The sequence below is a fragment of the Pseudoalteromonas sp. APC 3893 genome (assembly GCF_030408095.1).
In the GTDB taxonomy this organism is placed as follows: Bacteria; Pseudomonadota; Gammaproteobacteria; order Enterobacterales; family Alteromonadaceae; genus Pseudoalteromonas.
The window spans coordinates 93,550-113,374 of record NZ_JASDCD010000009.1 but is presented as its reverse complement, the minus strand read 5'-3'; the positions used below and the strand labels follow the sequence as shown (position 1 = coordinate 113,374).

Below are 19,825 nucleotides of genomic sequence, written 5' to 3'. Positions count from 1 at the left end.
GACCCTATTTTTTGATATCAAAGCGTAAGCTTGATCTGGCATAGGTTTATGAACTTGCAAACAACCTACCTCATACGGCAGTGCTAATCGCGGCTCCACCAACCCACTAGAATTTGACGATTCAAGGAGCGCGACAACACATTGTAATGCAGAGTCAAGCAATGCAGGATTCAATCGATAATTGGCTTGCTTCGGGGCTGTCGTATTTTCCGGTAACGTCAAGGTTGCGAGTCCAATGGCTTCCCCATTTGCACCTTGTCCCAGATATATTTCTTTGACGCCTTGCAGTGGCTTTCCATAATCGATGCCTAAAGCCGTATATAACTGATAGTGTTCATCTGCGTTTATTTGTCTATTGCATCCCAACTTGAAAGCCTGAATATTCAGCGGTTCTTTGCCTTGAGTAGATACATCGCCATAAATGGCCCCATCGCTTAGCTTGGCAAGACATTGCATATGCAAATTTGACTGGTTGTCTTGCTCAACCGTTAAACTGACGGTAAACAACCCATCTTTTATCGGTTGACATAGGACTTGAATATCTAGATTACCCTTAGCACTCAGAGGTCTGACAAAAACGACATTAGACAACTCAATCGACCGACCAAGATGATCAGGATTTTCGGAAGGTTCAGCTTTAAGGATAGCTTGGGTGGTTAACACAGAGCCAATCACTTCCATTAACAAAGTTGCCGGCACCACAGCATTTCCCTGTACTTTATGGGCGGCAACAATGGGGTGTGTTTCCGATATCTGAATCACAAAATGACCGTTGGTTAACGTTTTCTGTTGCAATGGACTCATGTTATTCGAGCAATTCAAGTGACTGTCCCTATCACCCTCGGCAGCACTTGGATGGTGCTCCATGATTTGGGTGTTTTCATTAAATGCCGATGCAGCAAAACTAAGCCAGTAAGCTTCTTCACTAAATGGGTAGGTTGGCAAATTGATACGATAGACACCCATTGAGCTTAGATAGCGATTCTCATCAAGATGCACAGCTTTGGCTTGGTCTCTAGTTAAAATTAAGGGAGAATTATTTGCCTCGATAACTTGAGTTAAGCCATTTTTAAGTTCTGTAATATGATTAACCTCAATTTCCCAGTGATACGCTCTGAGTTGTCGTCCCGTCATTAGAGTAAACGCGATCGAAGACAAATGTCGGTCATCAAGATTTTCTCTATTAATATGAACCAATAATTTTTTGGCCAGGTATTTGAGCTGAGCTTCAGAGTCTGCTGACAAACGGATTTTATGTGGTCCTTCTTGTTGTTGATAGTCAGGTTGTGGGTATTCTTCGATCACTAAACATCCATTGGCACCACCCGCGCCAAAAGATAACAACAACGCGCGTCGTTTATCTTGATGTGAATGCAGCGACCAATGTTCCAGCTGTTGCTTCACTTGAAAGAAAGAAGACGAAAAATCTATATTCTTGTTTTGTGGTTGACTATGAATACTTGGGACGAGTTGCTGATACTTCAGTTGCAACAATATCTTGGTCAATCCAGCAATACCTGCAGCACCTTCGCAATGACCAATATTTGATTTTACCGAGCCGATATCACAATATACGTGCGATGCTTCTTTTGGCTGCGTTGCTGCAAATGCCTTATTCAATCCGCTAATTTCAATTGGGTCACCCAATTCGGTGCCAGTTCCATGCGCTTCAATATAATTGATCTGTTGTGATGATAGGTTTGCCCGCTTCAAAGCAGCAATGACTAGCTCGGCTTGTGCATTGGGATTAGGCACCGTGTAACCAGCAGTTTTGCCTGCGGAATTAATCGACGAAGCTTTAATCACGGCGTAAATTTGATCTTTATCTTCCACCGCACGATCCCGTCGTTTTAACAATACGGCCCCGACACCTTCACTAGAAACAAATCCGTCGCCGGCGTCAGCGAATGCCTTACAGCGGAAATCACTGGCTGTCATGCCCAGATTTTTTTGAATAATGAATTTGGAAGGATGCAGCGACAAGTTAACCCCACCGCAGATCGCCGCCTGACAATCGCCATCGTTTAAACTTTGGCAAGCAAGGTGAATAGCGGTTAACGATGACGAGCACATAGTATCAATCGCGATACTCGGACCATTGAAATTTAAATAGTAGGAAACGTGATGCGCTAAACTCCCTAGCGAGGCCTGTCCCTGCATAAAACCAAAATCTGGATCTTGGGTATGGTAGAGTTGATATTCGCCATACATTACACCCACAAAAACACCCACTTGATCATCACGTTTAATCGCGACATTTTCTGGGGTATAACCAGCATCTTCTAACGTGGCCCAAGCAACTTGCAAGAATTGTCGAGATTGCGGATCCATACTGGCGGCAGCGCTCGGCGCAATACCAAAAAACATCGGGTCAAAACATTCCACTTGATCTAAAAAGCCCGCTTCTATCTTTCTATTTTTAGCAAGCCAATCCGCAAATTCTGTTCCGTGGGCAGTAGCAAATAGATTGAGTCGATGCGCAGATATTCGACTGATACAATCATTTCCTTTCAGCAAGTTATCCCAAAAATCATAAACATCCTGAGACTTGGGATAACGTCCGGCGACCCCAACCACTGCGATGTCACGGCTTGATACATTCGATTCTGAGGTACCGGCTGTGAGCGGATCAGTTGCTATATTATTCTGCAAAGATCGAGGTTCTATTTGGTGCGCCTCTGTTTGATGAAGATCTGCTGCATTGCCTAAGCTCGATGTCGAAGCTTGAGTTATCGATGGCTCATTTGCCTTGGGTAACCTTTCAAGATACGCCGCAATTTCGGCTAAGGTATCACACTCGTAAAACAGTGTGGTAGGTACCGCCAAACCGAACTTATGTTTGATTTCCACACACATTTGCTTAATTAAAATGGAGTTCAAACCTAACATTGAGAAGCTTGTATCTAAACTTATCCTATCTCTAGGTATCTCAGATACAAAGGAATACAAGTCGAGCAATTTTTTAGCTAAGACGGTGTCAAACATGCCAGTTTCTTTTATGACCTTATAATTAGCTTCATTATCGGCTGCTTTATTGAACGACGCGGTTTTTAGCTGAGTTTCAGGCATTGTATTTGCTTGAACGAATTCATCCGAGCTTTTGGCGGTGATTTCAACTTTCGGTAAGTTAAATTGATTCTGTTCAAATCGAGTTCCCGGTATTCTGATTCGACGCGTCGCAAACTGTTGCAAATAGTGTTTCAGTGCATCGTTATTTTTTTGTAACGATTGCCAAGCCATAGCAAATTCAGTTAAGTTAAAATCCTTGTTTATGACTTGCTCCGGATTAATCACTTGTCCTTCGGTCTCCCCAGATAAATAAAAAACTATTTTTCGACATAGTTGGTCCATATTTGCAGCAACCACCGCGATTCTGACAGGTTGCTCGGTAAATATTTGAGTCACAGAAAATGCATAGTTTAGTAAGTTTGGTTGCCGCTCGGTTTGCAGTTCGGTTTGTAAAAAGTTCAACTGTGACTTAAGTGTCTCAGCTAACAGTTCTTGAGTGGGCGCCGAATACAATAGCACCACAGGCACATCGGCCTGATCAGCAAGGTAAGGTTGGTTAAAATTACGAAGTAATAAATAACCACTGCTACCGGTTGCACCATGCGCGCACACTAATGCACGCCGAGTTTCATGGGCCAAGTCTTGTTCTCCCCAATGTTGGCTTTCGGAAGCAATCTTAAGAACATCTTGACGAGTGTCTATCAAAGAACTCACTTGATCTGAATTGTGACTCTGAAAAATACATTGGTGCTTAAACTGCAGTAGTACCTTAGCCACTTGGGCAATCACCGAAGCGGATTCCAAATGCCCCACTTTCCCTTTCACCGAACCTATCAAACCGGTTGCTTGGTGTTCTACAAAAACATCATGAATGGCCTTAAATTCACTTGCGTCGGCGAGGCTGGCCCCAGGGGCTCCGGCCTCGACATAAGAGACATCTTTGCAAGTCAACGTAGCGGCTTCGAGTAACGCTTCAATGTCTTGTTTTTGACCTTGGGCATTGGGCGCGGTATATCGAGTTACTTTCCCTGTATGACTAATACGTGTTTGCTCAATCACACCATAAATATTGTCATTCGCTTTAATCGCCGCCGACAAGGGTCGTAGCAAAAATGTTCCAACGCCTTCACCAACGACCCAACCGGTGGCATCCTGACTAAAGGGTTTGGCTATGTTATCCTGACTGAGCAACTGCAGATCATTTAGCAATTGGTAGTGATAACGGTGAGTGAGCAGATTCACACCCCCGACTAGCGCTGCTTTTTGGTGGTTAGATTTCACTAAATATTCTGCCGCGATATGCAGCGCCGAAATCCCCGATGAGCAGGAGGTATTAACCGTAATACTTGGTCCGCGACAATTGAAGTGATAGGAAATTCGGTTGGCTAACGACGACGGACTCGAAAAGGCTGTCACTTGATTGGTGGCATTCCAAAATTCTACGCCAGACAGTTTGTAGTCATCCCACATGGCACCAATGAAAACGCCGATTTCAGAAAAGTGCTCCTCCAGTTTCGCCGGACAATAACCAGCGTCTTCTACACATGACCAGGCCGATTGTAACAGCATTCGCTCCTGCGGATCCATCCCTCTCGCTTCAGCCGGTGCAATGCCAAACCGTAAGTTGTCAAACTGATATACGTCGGCAATCAAATAGGATTCAACGCCATCTCTTTCGACCATGGGTAGCGGTTCACTGGAACTTAATTGACACCAATAGTCAGTTAACGATTCCGCTCCAGGCAATTTGATCGCAGTACCGATAATGGCGATGTCATTATTGTTTGCCGGCTGCAGGTTCTCTCGCTTAGCAAAGCATTCCTTATGATTGGTTGAGAGTGGTAGATAACTCGCAGGCAGCGCAATTTTATGTCCACCCAAAATAAAACTGTGAACTAAAATGTCCGGTTCATTCATTGGGAGTAGGTAACGTAATGGCTTTTCTATCATTCCCCCGATGGGACATGCACCTAACCCGAACTCAGCAAGATGCTGTAGTAAAAACTGACCAATGAAACCGGCGCGTAAATGGAGTTCCATCAAATAATCGGCGCCCAACTTTTGTTGCGCCTGCGATGGATTAGCGACCATAAACAAAGCGGCAGAAGCATTTTTAAAAGTAGCACGATTAGCTGGTGAATAAGCTTCGATAAATTGTTGTTCGATAGAACCTTCATCCACCCGTTGCAATGACATTCGTCCATGAATGATATCCAGTTGGTAGATCCCAGCGTCGGACTCACCCACAAGGTGGCTTTGCTTCAGGTATAAGTAGTAGGTGAAAGCTGAACCTAGGTCTTGGTTGACATCCTTTTGATCTTTTTGATCGAAACTATTGAGCATTGGATAAGACAATTCGGCCAATCGAATCATAGCCGATAAACCGGCCAACTGTTCAAGGGTCAATGGTTGACTGGTAAACTGTCGAATACTTTTTCTTACTTGATATAACTCAACTTGCTCAGATAGCCGGGTCAGTTTGATACTGGGCGTTTTTTGTTGATACTTTAATTGGTGCTGTGCGTCTTGAATTTGTTTTCTGATTTTGGGATCTAAAACAATATCTTTTTCCGCGACCAATTCAGCAGGCAGCTTCCAAAAAGAGGGCCGGTTATTGTCGGTCGAATGAGGCTTATGATAGCTCGGTTCAATTTTCTTGTCATAACCAAAAGCCACTGCCGCAATAACGCTTTGACTAGCAGACAACCTCAAGTCTTGCTGTAAAATTTCCGGCTGTTCGATTGCCACTGGAACAAAGTCAAATTGTGGCTGCGACAACCTATGTCGCAATAATTGCATCATGTAGCCGGTTTCAAGGGCTGTTAACGGGGCAGCCACAGAATAATACAAAGGTGCAATGGCTTTGAACTCTGCCACAAAAAATAATGCTATGTCACTCGACGACAATAATGCAGAGTTATGATGGTGGAAAGCCGCCTCAGGTAACAGGGTACCTTTATTCACTGCGTATAGCGCATGTTTAACGGGATGGTAATAATAGTATCCTTCTGCGATCTCCTGCGCTGAATCACCCGCTACCCATAGATAACATTGCACACTATTAAGTCCACCGCTCGAAGAGTAGTGATACTTTTCTTCACCTTGAAATTGAATCGTCGCAAGAGGCTCTAGTAAGTTGCTTAATCTTCTAAGTAGAGAACTGTGTAAAGCGCTGTCCGTTGTATTAGTCGACCTCGACCGCTTGGGTAATGACAGTTTAGCCTTCGGTAAGCATACGGTTTCATGAGTCGTCGCATCGTCGGTTACTGATTGACGCCCTAGATTGTCAACTTCGTTTTCACTGATGACTTTCTGTTTATTCGTTACTACCTGTTTATTAACCATCGCCTCGTCCAACTCTAAAAATAACAATAGAGTACGCAAAGTCGGTCGAGCGAGGATTTCCTCAATATCTCCTGCAGCACCATAGTTTTGCTGCAACCACTCCATAATGTTCATGATACTTAAAGAGGTTGCCCCTAGCTCAAATAAAGAGTCATCCAAGCCAAATCCGGTGTCATTGAATTGGGTTGATAGATAATTACGTAATTCACTCTCTAAGCTGGTTTGAACTTGATCGGTTGGTTGAGTTTTTTGTGGTAAAGATTTATTGGATGGTTCTTGCTTTAACTGTGTCGTGTTCGTCACAGGTTGTTGCAGCCCAAAAGTTTGATAAGCAGCATTATCAGAGTTTCCGACAACCAACCGAGCAACTTCTGTAATAGTGGGTAGTTGGAGGACTTGATCAATGGGTATCACAAGGCCAAACGTCTGCTGGATTTCTTCAGCTAGCATGGCAAGTGTTAGCGAACTCGCCCCCTGAGAAAATAAGTCACGGGCAATATCAAGGTTGTGATGATTTAATTGCTCGGATAAAAATGTTCGTAGGCTTGTTATTACTTGATTGAACTCAACCGAGCCTTCGCTTTCAGCACTGTTTTCGCTATCAAGAGTTGCAACCTCTCTCCCATAATGACCAACATCCTTGCTCGACATTTTTGAGGAGGATGTGACAGCGCTCTCTGCGCTTTCTGATGAACCAGAAATAGGCAGCGGCCAGGGCAAAGCCGCTAGATCTAATTTACCATGTTTAGAAACTGGAAACTCATCCACAAAATGGAATAAGTTTGGCAGCATATGAGCGGGCAAACGTTCGGATAAGAAGTTTCTTAGATCACGACTGTTTATTGGCTCAAGGCTGCTTATCGATTTAACATCAGCCACCATATAAGCGACTAATTTAGGATCGATGCTATCGTCATCCTTAATTGCAACCGCCGTTTTTTGAATGGCAGGATGAGCACTCAGATGGTGTTCAATTTCACCCAGTTCAATGCGTTGCCCGCGTAACTTATATTGGGAGTCAATGCGTCCTAGATACTCTATTTCGCCGTCACCATTAACGAGTCCATAATCACCGGTGCGATACATTCGCGCCTCCTCTAAAAAGCGAGGTGCATCGACAAATACTTTCTGCGTTAATTCTGTTCGATTGAGGTAGCCTTTGGCTAAACCAACACCGGCAATACAAATTTCTCCACGAGTACCTTGGGGTACCGCCTTCAACTCTTCATCAACAATATAGATACGAATATTATCGATCGGCTTACCTATCGGTATTTTTTTATCAGAGCGCCGCTGGCACAACCAATAGGTGACATCGATTGCCGCTTCGGTGGGTCCATAGAGATTAATGACCTGTCCTGGCAATAAAGTTAAAGCACGGTCCACCAACTCGTAGTCCAGCGCTTCACCACTCAAAAAGGTGTACTTGAGGGGAGCAGCATGCTCACCATCGAAGCGTTCAAGAAATAGCTTCAACATAGTAGGCACAAAATGGCAGACAGTGATGTGTTCGTCTCGCATAAACGTTCTAAGGTAAACACTATCTCGATGCCCATTAGGTTTCGCGTAAATGAGGCTTGCGCCAACCAATAACGGCCAAAACAATTCCCAAACTGACACATCAAACGTATAGGGCGTTTTTTGAATGACTCGATCTTCTGGGGTGATCGGATATTCTTTTTGCATCCAAAGAATTCGATTAACTACCGCAGCATTTTCCAAAATACAGCCTTTAGGTTCACCAGACGAGCCAGAGGTATATAATAGATACACTGCGTCGGTTAATTGGCTATCACTATTTGGTCGCTGCGTTGAAAACTGTTCGAGATAGGATTGTTCATCATCAATTTTTAGAAAACTTACCCCTGGTAAGTCAATCAAGGTCGAGGAAAACTTGCTTGCTGAGATGATCAATTTCACATCAGCATCTTGAGTAATAAATCGTATCCGCGCTATGGGTGAGGTGCTATCAATAGGCATGTAACAGGCACCCGCTTTGAGGGCTCCGAGCAGTGCGACTGACATTTCAACGGAACGCTCTAACAACAATCCCACCACATGGTTGCGGCTCACTCCAGACTCGACTAAGTAATTAGCTAACTGATTAGCACGCTCATCAAGCTGACGGTAGGTAAGATATTCCTCGCCACATTTAACCGCCAAGTGATTTGGCGTGGCAGTAACCTGTTCTTCAAACAATGCAATCAGCGTTTTATTAATTGATTGGGGATGTGTGTTCAACATTCAATTGTTGCCTTTTATTCTGTCGCTTTAATTTATCCATCAAAATTTCAATAGGTTCCTGCCAGCAGCGGTCATCGTTACCTAATAATTCCAATAAACTGATATACTGGTTAAACATTTGCTCAGCTTGTTTGACATCAACCAGAACCGTTGCAATATCCCAATGAACCGACACTCGGTCATGCAAAATATCAGTGATATTATCGATATGGACACCGGCGGTTTTGGATGAGACATTGTTTAATCCGATTTGATCAAAAGTTTGGCTCGCGCTGTCACTGCTACACATTGGCTCACTAAAGACCACATTGTAAACCAATATGTCGCCATCGCTATTGCGGAACCTGCGCAATGCTTCGATGCCATTCACCAAGCAAAACTCTTCATCTTTTTTCAATTGTTGCGAATAACCTTTGGCCGACTCTAGAAATGAGCTAGACATGGGAGTGTATTGAATCCAACTCATACTGGTAAAATCACCAATGATTTGATCAACGTCTGGATGCAATGGCAGTCGTTGCCAACCGGGAATAACAACTTCAAAGCTTGGCTCCTTCGCAAACTCAGCAAGAACTTGCAGATAACAAGTCAGCAGGATGGATTTAGTATTAACCCCCCACTGCTCCGCGCTACTTTCAATATTTGACCAACAATTCAGTTCATGACTCAGTCTTACGTGGCAATCTTCGTTTGCAATGCTGGGTTTGGGTAACTCTGGACCACCACAAAAAGCAGCAAATTTATTATTCCAATAGTCTTTCGCAATTTGGTACTCATGAGAATCTTTCTTTGCTTCTAGAGTGATAACGTAATCTCTAAAGCTAAATGCCGGTCGTTTGATGCATTGCTCTGGCTGCAAATACAAAGACATCCACTGTTCCAAGATGAGTTTAATACTGCGTCCGTCGGCTATCAACATGTCGATAACAAAGTGAACGGTTCCCTGCCCTTGCCCCAGTAGAGAAACTTCAATGATGAAATACGGTAATTCTCCAAGGGGCGTCACTTTATGCATGAGTCGCTGTTTGACAGCTTGCAACTTATTTTCGCGGTCAAGCGGCTGCGAACGTAAGTCGTGAACCCTAATTGAGTAACCATTCCACGCCTTTAAAAAACGCTGCTGACCGTGTTTGGCGACTTCCATGTTGAGCGCAGGATGAATTGACACCAGTTTATTCCAACTCGCTTCAAGCCGAGTAACATCAATATCAGTGAGGTTTACTTCACAATAAAATAAACAACCAAAGTTTTCTTGCTGTAAATGGCTGCGAGTAAAGCCATAGGCCTGTTGCTGAACCGTTAACGGGAAGAAATCATAGTGCTCACTTGGAAATTCAATTAAATCAGTACCTGCCGACAATGAAGATTCGGCATCGTTTAAATCTGTCTCGTTTATCAAGTTGTCGATCGAGCGGCAAAAATCGCTAAATAGCTGCTCAACAAAACCATCAGCAAAGTAATCTGGCGAGTAATCCCAAACAATCAGTAAATTCCCAGCTCTTTCAAACAGTTGATGGTCGAGGAAGATCTGTGGTGTTTGAGTGCTTTTATAAACCATCTCAAACGTATCTTGTTCAGTCACGGCTTGACTTTCAGTTGGAATCAATGAGGTTAAATTCAACATCGAAGAAAATACGATAGGCAACGAAAAATTCGCCGACAATTTACCTGCTGACTTGAGCTCTCTGAGTAACCTGACACTATTAACGTCGCTAAACGTCATGGCTAGATCAAGAGCTCTGGAAATGCTCGCCACTTTGCTTTCGAGTGATTCTTGAGCCAAGCGGATGGGCAGCATCTGAGAACTGATGAACGGCCCCACCACCTGATAAATATCGTCGTGTATCGGAGGACGGTTCACATAAGTCATATTCAGCGTGAACTCTTGTCCAGCATATTTTGCTAAGCTATCACAAAATAAAGTAAGTAACAGTTCTGTCTCTGTGGCAGAGATACGATTCGCGTAGTGTTTAAATCCTTGCCACCGTGATGACTCCAAAGTAAAAGTCAACTTTTCTCTTCGGTAGCTCGCTTGCTTGACTAGCTCAGTACGAACAGGTAACTCTAACGGCTTAATCCGGTTTGCAAACACCTCTATCGCTTGGGATAGCTTCTGCTTAAAATGTTCCGTTTGTTCAAAAGACTTGGTTGCCAGCACGACATCACGAAATGATAGATTTGGTGGTATTAATTCGAGTTTGGGTTCACGATAAAGCATCATCCATTGTTGCAGCAATAACTCCAATGACAATGCGTCGACTAGGGCTTCATCTATGCTAAATAAAATCCGGGATTTATATTGATCCAGTTTTACTATCACAATGTTATACAGTTGATCTTCTTTATAGGTATATTCAAAGTGCGAGTATTGATCGCGCAAACGCTTTAAACAATTGCGCTTAGAAACATCATCAAAAGCACTGAAGTCAAAGTGATTAAATTTATATAGGTGGCGGTTTTCAGCAATTTTTTGCTCACCACTTTTCAAAATAGTAACGCTTAACATGGGGTGTAACGAAATCAATCTATTCCAACATTGATTTAGTAACAGATGATCTAGGTCCGTTAATTCAAACTCCAAATAGATATGACAACCGGCTCGGTCGTTACCAATCTGTAATCGCTTACCAGCCAAAATAGCGTTTTGTAGATCAGTTAATGGGAATGGTTCATACATCTGATCAGCAGAGGATGTTAACACCCAATTTTCTAGCGATTTTTCCACCTGGTTTTTGTTTGAAATTGAATCGAAATTCTCGACTGATTGTCTTTTTGCCAACTCACTTGACAGCGAGTCAAACAGTTGCTGAAAAGTGACATAGGGTTGAAATAATCGATTTTCAGGATTAATGGCAAACTGCTGCTCTACTTTCTTCCTTAATGCTTGTAACATTAAAGAGTTGATTCCCAACTCACCTAATGCCAAGGACCACTTCTCTTTCGGTAACTCTTCACCAATCGCGCGGTTAAAAAACACCATCAACTGGTCAGTTGTATTCTGCTCTAGGTTTATTTGATTTTCGTATGAGTTTTCTGAATCGACACAGCTGACGTTATGTTTTGGTACATCTTTTTGAAGTCGATCGCTTGTTTGCCCATTAATTTTTTCTCTATTGATTTTGCTTTTTTGCAAAGACTGTAATGAAGCAGGAAGTTTTGGGAAGCAAGAGATTGGATTCAGTTTTAGCGATGGCAGCTCTATCCCGGGCAAAGAAAGTGGCCGTGAAAAGTAACGAGTCCAGTCGATACGTTTACCGCGACACCATTGATTGGTGGCCTCCAGCAGCTCGCGGTTTAAAGCCAATGATTCAGTTGGGGACGTCGCATTAATTTGTTCCCGCGTCTTATGAAAACTTTCGCGACTACCTTCACGACTACTTTCACTACAACACTCACGACAATTTTCACCAAACCATATTCGCCCGCTTTGCTTTTCGCCGGCATTGCTGAGATATTCATCTAGAACGGTCAATAACTCATGCACATCCTTCACCACAACAACGATTCGTACCTTGTAGTGTTCTCTTCTCAATCGAAGAACCGAGGCTAAGTGTTGCAAATTCAAATCGGGTTGTTGGTGTAACATCTTGACTATTTGCTGCAGCCAATGTTGTAAAGCGTCTTGGTTTGGTGCAGAAAATAATAACCACTGTACACTATCAGAGGCCTCTCCAATAAAGGATGGTTTAACGCCTTGATACTCTCGTACCAACATACAACCATAGGTGCCACCTGCCCCGAGAGAGTTAATCAGTGCAAGACGTTGACCATGACTGTCCGTTTTCCATGGGGTTTGATACTTCACTAATTGGAAGGGACTGTCGTCCCAGTCGATAGCATCGTTGCCATGGTCGGGTACATAGTTGGGTAACAAACTTTCTGTTTGGCATTGGTGAATGACTTTGGCTAACTGAATCATGGTTGAAGCCGCTTCAGCGTGACCGGCAATGCCTTTCACTGCGCCAATAGCAACCGATCCATGCCGATCGGTTTGTTGAAAGACTTGCGATAGAGCTTCAAACTCAAGGCTATCAACCAGGGGAGCACCATTGGCTGCCGCTTCAACATAACCAATATCGGCGATAGACACACCTGCTTGGGCTAGTGTATCATTTAAGGCTTGGCACATAGCACCGAGTTCAGGTGTGGTGAAACTCGCCCCGTTTCCGGTATGTTTTACTTGAATGCTTGGGATTACTGCAAGAATTTCATCAGCATGTGCTTCAGCCTCAGCTAGAGGCTTAAGCAACACGGCGCACACACTTTCACTGGGTAAGTAACCATCGCCTTGACTAAAACTTCGACTGGTTAAGTCAGAGCCAATTAATTGAGTGATACTCTGCCCTAAATATTTATCGCCATGCAACGACAGATTTGTTCCGCCAGCAATTGCCATGTCACAGCGCCGATCACCTAGATCTCGTACCGCTGCATCAATGGCGCTCATACTCGAAGAACACATAGAGTCGATAACAACCGACGGACCTTCTAAACCAAAAAAGTAAGATACTCGATTGGCAATCGATGCATTACTGATCGCCGAAACAATCGCTCGCTCCTCACGATCGGTAAACAAGTTAGCGTATAAACTGTTAGCCCCACCGACATAAACCCCTACTCGATGGTGACAACTTTGCTCTCGATAAGCATGACTATAACCAGACGTTTCAAACAGTTGATGACATACGGTGAGAAATAATCGCTGCTGCGGGTCCATCATGCGAGCTTCATTGCGAGTGACCGAAAAGAATTCAGGATCAAATTTGTCAATATCCGATAAAAAGCCGCCGTATACCGTCGGCGCACTGACCTGCGGATCTAGCGCAGCTTGGTCATCACCATCGACTAAATTAAACCAGGACTTTCTCGCGTCAGGTAAACCGGAGATCAGATCGCATGGAGTTTCTAACGCTTGCCAAAATGTCTCCACCGAGTTTGCACTAGGAAAAAGGCCAGCGATGGCGATTATTGCGATTTCCGTATCTTCGCTTTCGACCCGGGGAGCTTTTAATGCACTCAGCGAATTGATTGAATTTACCGTTTCTTTATTTAGATGTGCTCCATTTAAAACCGGTTTCTCTGCAGCAGTTTTAAATGGAGCAGAAAAGTTTTCCGATTGCTGACCTGGATTTTCTTCTGGGACAGCTTTACCTTCTGTGATAGCTCTTTCTTTTGGGATAGCTTTTTCTGCGTTACCCGCCTCAGTAAGTGTTTGACTAACAATGTGTTGACTTAACGAGGACAAGGTCTGGTATTGAAAAACCGCTTTTTTTCCCACTTGAGGATAATATTTTAGCAATTCAGTTTGTAACTGCATAGCCGAGACAGAATTCATGCCCAACTTAAAAAAGGACTGATCCGCGTCGATTTGTTCCGCTTCAATACCCAATATATCATTAATACGTAAACGCACATCTGCCGTCACTTCAGCAATTCCAACAGGATGAATCGCTGGCGTTGGTTTCGCAGCCTTGGTGGTTTCTACCGGTTTATCTTCTTTAATGAAAAAGCCACTGCAACCGGATCGGTGGCGAACTTGATTAAATAACGCAATACCCTCTTCAGCTTCCATGGCTAACATACCAAGCTGCTCACGAAGTTTATTAGTGACCTCAGCACTGATGGCCATCCCATCACTGTTCCAATGTGGCCAACAAATACTTTGGCTGTGTCCTTGTCTTTCCCCTTTAAGATGTTTTTTATGCCGCGATCGACATAACGCTTCCATAAAACTATTTGCCACAGCATAGGTTGCTTGCCCAGCGTGACCAAAAGTACTAGCGAGGGAGGAAAAACAAACAAAGAAATCGAGGGGGTCTGCAGCAGTCACCTCATCTAAGACTAAGGTTCCATTAACTTTGGGTTGTAATACTTGTTGAATATCTTTGCCTGTTAAATTGGCAATTAAGCCATCTCGCAATACACCCGCACTATGAATGACGCCACGTATCGGCTGTTCAGCTTCTCTGAACTCTGCAATGACTTGTCGCAAGCGAAGCTTATTGGAAATATCTACTTGGCAATAAATCACCTTTCCTAACACGGATAACTCATCAACAATCGCTTGTTGCGCATCTGCTAAGGGTGAGCGACCTAGTAATAATACCCGTGCATCTTCACCATGAACCAAAATATGCTTGGCAAATATTTTACCTAAACCACCTAAACCACCAGTAATAATGTAGGTGCCTTTTTGATAAGATTTCTGGTTTGCAAGAAAATCCTTATTAACTAGGGAATTCTCTTGTGTGGATAACTTGCGATAAGCCAGTGACTGGTTGTACTGCTTAATAATTTGGATTTCTTCTAGTGGGGCAATCTTATTCAATAACTCTTTGATAAAAGTGAGGTCCGTCGACGTAGAAAATAAGAATTGGAAGCGACTACCAGGTAGTTCCTGGCTTGCTGTTTGAAACAGAGCCCCAAGACCTTCCAACAAATCCAGTTGACGATTCGATCCGGTTAATAGCAAGCACTGAAATAACTCAGGTGGATTGCCATTAAACTGCTGCAACTGATTGATCAATAGCTCTACCAACTCACTGTATATCTGAGCGATATCTTTCTGGGCTAATTCATCAATGGTTAAGATCTGGTCCGCATCCAGAGTTTGTTTTTGCTGTTCGCATAATGAGATTGATAAGAGATCAATAACAAGCAAGTCGCTTGAAGTTAACTCCCGGTTAGAAAATTGTTCGCTCTGCGTCATTGTTGAAAAGTCAAGCGGAGACCATTGCTCTAGGACTTCGACACATCGACGTGACGCAACGGGAGAATTAACACCAAAAGTCGATTGCTTGCTCTCTAAATTACGGGTCTCTATATTACTGGACTCTAAATTACCGGACTCTGAACCACTAGCCTCGGTTCTATTCACGGACGATTTCTTTGAATTCACCTGAGCCAGATCTCTTGAATGATTAATCAATTCATTTGGCAAGGGAAAATTTTGCCGCTTAAATACCATTCCGGGCAGTGGCATACGACGTCGGCTGACTGGATTCGACTGCCCTTGAATTAATGACTCCCAGTTATCCCATCGACCTCTCATCCATAAATTGGCGATGGGTTTTGGGTTAGCTTGCTCAAGCCAATCGGTTAACGCCTGTTTTTTAATATCGAATGAATCAATTAAAGTACATTTTTGATGATTAAATTCAGTGCTCCCCATAAAACACTTATTGTGATCCAAATCAGGGCGTTTATTTATTAATCCTTTAAGTAAAGAAAGTAACTCAGATACCGAAGATACCACCAGTAACGCTCGCTCAGAAAAGCTCTCTCGCCCAGTCTGCAAGGTGAATGCAAGCGCGGATAAGTCTATCATTCTTAATCCGTCTTCGGCCTTGATCAGAAAGTCATGCAGATTGTTCAAAGTTTTATACAATGCCGCTTGCGAACGGGCTGATAAGGGAATCAATTGCGCAACTTGATTGGAATCATCTGACTGAGTTGAAACACCTGGATATTCTTCTACCACCAAATGTGCATTTGCACCGCCGGCCCCAAAACTGGACAGAGCGGCACGTCGAGAATGACAAATGCTCTTCTCATCAATTTTGTTGATATTCCAGGGCATCGCTTTCTTTACAAACTCAACCGGTTTACCCATAAATTCAATCGCTGGATTTATCGGTTCACAATGTAAAGTAGGCGCAAGCACTTGATTCTCAAATTGCAAAACAATTTTACTAAGTCCGGCGATGCCTGCCGCCGCTTCAAGATGGCCGATGTTGGATTTTACAGAACCGACGTAGCAAGTCGACCGTTCATGACGATCATCAATTGGTGATAACGCCTCAGTTAAGGCTGCTATTTCAATCGGATCACCCAATCGAGTGCCGGTACCGTGAGCTTCTACATAACTAATACTTTCGGGTGCAATATCGTGACCACTAAGAACCTCTTGAATTAAACGGCATTGGCTTGTCTGACTGGGGACGGTGTAACCATTCGTGTATCCCCCGTGATTCACACCCGAACCCAAAATGACCGCCCGAATAGCATCACCGTCTCGCTCAGCCTGACTGAGTGACTTTAACAATACCGCACCAACGCCTTCACCCGGTACAATACCATTGGCAGCGGCGGAGAAACTTTTGCATTTGCCATCGTTCGCCAACATTCTTACGCCACTCATGGTGAGATAAGTGTAGGGATGAAGATAGAGATTCACTCCACCGGCAATCGCCATATCAACCATCCCCGATTGCACTTGCTCACATGCGAGATGGATCGCAGTCAGCGAAGATGAGCACATGGTATCGACGGCCATGCTTAACCCTTTCAAGTCAAAAATATAGGACACTCGATTGGCTATGGAGCTAAATGATGTTCTCGGCATGTAGTTGGCATTGGCGGCATGAAGACTTTGCGTGTAGTGCTCATAGCCATTTTTCGTGACGCCGACTAACACGGCGACTCGATTGTTGTGCTGCTTTAAAAGCGTGTCACGGTTATATCCGGCATCTTCAAAGAGTGTCCAACAAGTTTCTAGGAATAGTCTTTCCTGAGGATCCATGGCTCGGGCTTCCGCTGGAGAAATACCGAACAGCGTTGGATCAAAAGCGACGGCTTCCTCTAAAAATCCCCCCCATTTTGAATAGCTAGTCCAGTCCCAGGCGGCGGACATTGGATCGTCGAGGTGTTGAAAAAAGCCATCCATTGGCCAACGCTCCGTGGGAATTTCGCTGACACAGTTTTTTCCATTCACTAAATTGTGCCAAAATTGCGCGAGATCCGACGCTTGAGGATAACGCCCTACTATCCCAATAATAGCGACTGGCTCGTTGTTAGCTTTTATCATGTCATCATTGTTGGCTTTGTTATAGTTTTTTAAATGATCAACAGCGTGCTCCGACTGATTTCTGTTTACAGTGATTGACGCGTCGCTGCGAGACCGCTTGGAGACATCAAATGCATCACAATTTATCTCTCCGTCACTCTCTAACCAACGTAGCAAAGAAGGTTTTTTTTGCTCAATCAGATATTCCGCAAAGTCTGCAAGGGTGTTCATTTCATAGAAAATAGACTGTGGGATTCCGGTAAATACGCGGGACAACTCAGCATTAAGAGACATGATGGTAATGGAGTCGAGCGCCAATGAGCTTATTTTACTCTCGGCCACCAATGCTTGCGGATAGTCCGGCAAAAATCGCTTAATTAATTGACCTAACTGATTCACGGCAAGCGTCTGTAATTGTTGCTCAGTGATAACCCTGGATTCTGATGGTTTTGCGTTTGATTTTTCTAAGCCGAGTGTTTCTAAATTAGATTTTTCTTGACCGGATTTAGTTTGCCCTAATTTCTCTTGATTAAAATTTTCTTGGCAAGTTTTTTCTGAGGCATCCGCCGCTTTATGTTCACTCCAAAAATCATTCAATAAAAATGGAAACGCTGGTAATGACGTTCTTTTATTTGGCCGATTTTGCTCAGTGTAATTCACAATATCGTCAACACCCGCGGCCCATAACTCAAACAATACCGTCGTTTCTTGTTCTAGCATCAGTTGTTCGATGGTTTTCTTTAAACTGGAGTAACGTTTAAATAATTTCGATACGGAAGAGTCGGAGTTTAAATCAACCTGCTTAAAATACCCTTTACGCCCATTGCTTTCAATAAACTTAGTGAGCTTAACCGTGAGTTCGCTAAGGCTTTTAAATCGAAATAGCATTCGGTGAGCAAAGTGAATCCGGTGATGCAAAAATGCATGCTCCACGGCGGATGGAATAAGTCCTGTGTTCTCTTTAAAAAAAGTACACAGATTTTCTACATAAGGGATAAATCTCTCTTGGTCAGGAACACTCAGCGCTAGGTAAAAGTCTTGGTTTGATTTACAGCCGTCCTTGCTCGTTCCAATGTCATCTTTTGAACTTTGTTGAGTCGAAGTATTTTGCTCCAAATATTCCTCAAGCAATAAGAATGCATTGGTTCCTCCTGCGCTGTAGTTATTGATCCCGGCTCGGCGAGGAATTATTTCACCGTCAATGCGCAACTCATCCCAAGGTTCATTGTCACCATTAAGTTGAATATTTGTGTTGTCGATAGAAATAGCTGGGTGGAGTTTATTAAAATCTTTAATGCCCAGTTTTTTTTGCGCTGAAAACGCGGCCAAAGTCCTTACGATGGAAAAAAAGCCCGACATGCAGTTTCCATGGCCTAGATTGCCTTTAATGGTCGAAACCTTGAGGTCTCCATTCGATTTACCCCATGATGCCGCTAGGCTACTTTCGGCTATTTTAAATGCTCTTATTTCTTCACTGTCGCCTAATGCTGAAGCAATTCCGTGGGCTTCTAGATAAGTCATGCTGGATGGATAAATGCCTGCTTTTTGATGCGCTAAAATAATCGCATCGGCCTGCGCTTGCGCAGAAGGCATGGCATAGTTTCCAAACCCTGAACTATGAGCTACCGCAGACGCAAGCATAACCCCAAAGATGGGATCGCCATCAGTCACCGCACGATCAAGCGGCTTCAGCAAGAGGGTGCCAGCGCCTTCTGCGGGTAAAAAACCAGCGGCTTGTTGTTGAAACGGGAAACACCCTCTAGCGTCTCCCAAAATTCCCAGAGACTCTTGAGTTAAATAGGCTCCTTCAGCGCCTTCACCATAAAGTAAGTTTGCCGCTCCAATTAATGCATAATCTGCTTGTCCCGTTTGTAACGCATCCATGGCTTCATGAATCACCGTGAGAGTGCCGGTACAACCAGTATCCATAACCAAACTTTTACCCGAAAATTGAAAAAAGTGAGACAGTCGGTTGGCCATCGACCATGACGATACGCCCAGTGCACTGTAAGGCGAGAGCGGCAATTGTTGTGCTAAAGAAGCAAAAGGAGAACCCTCAGCCGCAATAAACACGTTCACTTTTTTATCTTTAAGGGCAAAGGGATGAAGGCTCGCGCTTTCCATAGTGCGCCATGCAGACATCAATAACAGATGCTGCCGAGGATCCATATATTTAGCTTCTGCTTCACTGATATTAAATAATGCGTTATCGAACTGACCCAGTTCATCAATAAACGAACCGTAACGCTGCTTAATTGACTCAGAGGGTAAATGGCTACTCGGGATAGGTTTAAAGAAGTCGTGTTGTTGGATCAAAGCTTGTTGGAAACTTGCTAAGTCGAGTCCATTTGGGAAAAAGCCGGATACTCCAATAATAGCGATTGGCTTGTGAGTTGTAGCTTTATTTTCTAAATCTTCTAAAGCACCTTCTAATGCATCCAT

Annotated in this window: 2 protein-coding genes (1 of these 2 cut by a window edge); both read right to left on the bottom strand. The window is 43.7% G+C overall.

The genetic code is table 11. The features are described 5' to 3' along the window. Positions 1–8,598, bottom strand: the start of a protein-coding gene (locus QMA12_RS12175) for an amino acid adenylation domain-containing protein (protein ID WP_290210264.1). Its footprint begins 12,627 nt before the window's first position; only the first 8,598 of its 21,225 coding nucleotides appear in the window; the start codon lies at positions 8,596–8,598; the stop codon falls past the left edge of the window. After that, entirely contained in the window at positions 8,570–19,825 is an 11,256-nt protein-coding gene (locus QMA12_RS12170) for an SDR family NAD(P)-dependent oxidoreductase (RefSeq protein WP_290210263.1), read from the bottom strand. The genes QMA12_RS12175 and QMA12_RS12170 overlap by 29 nt, the downstream gene beginning before the upstream one ends.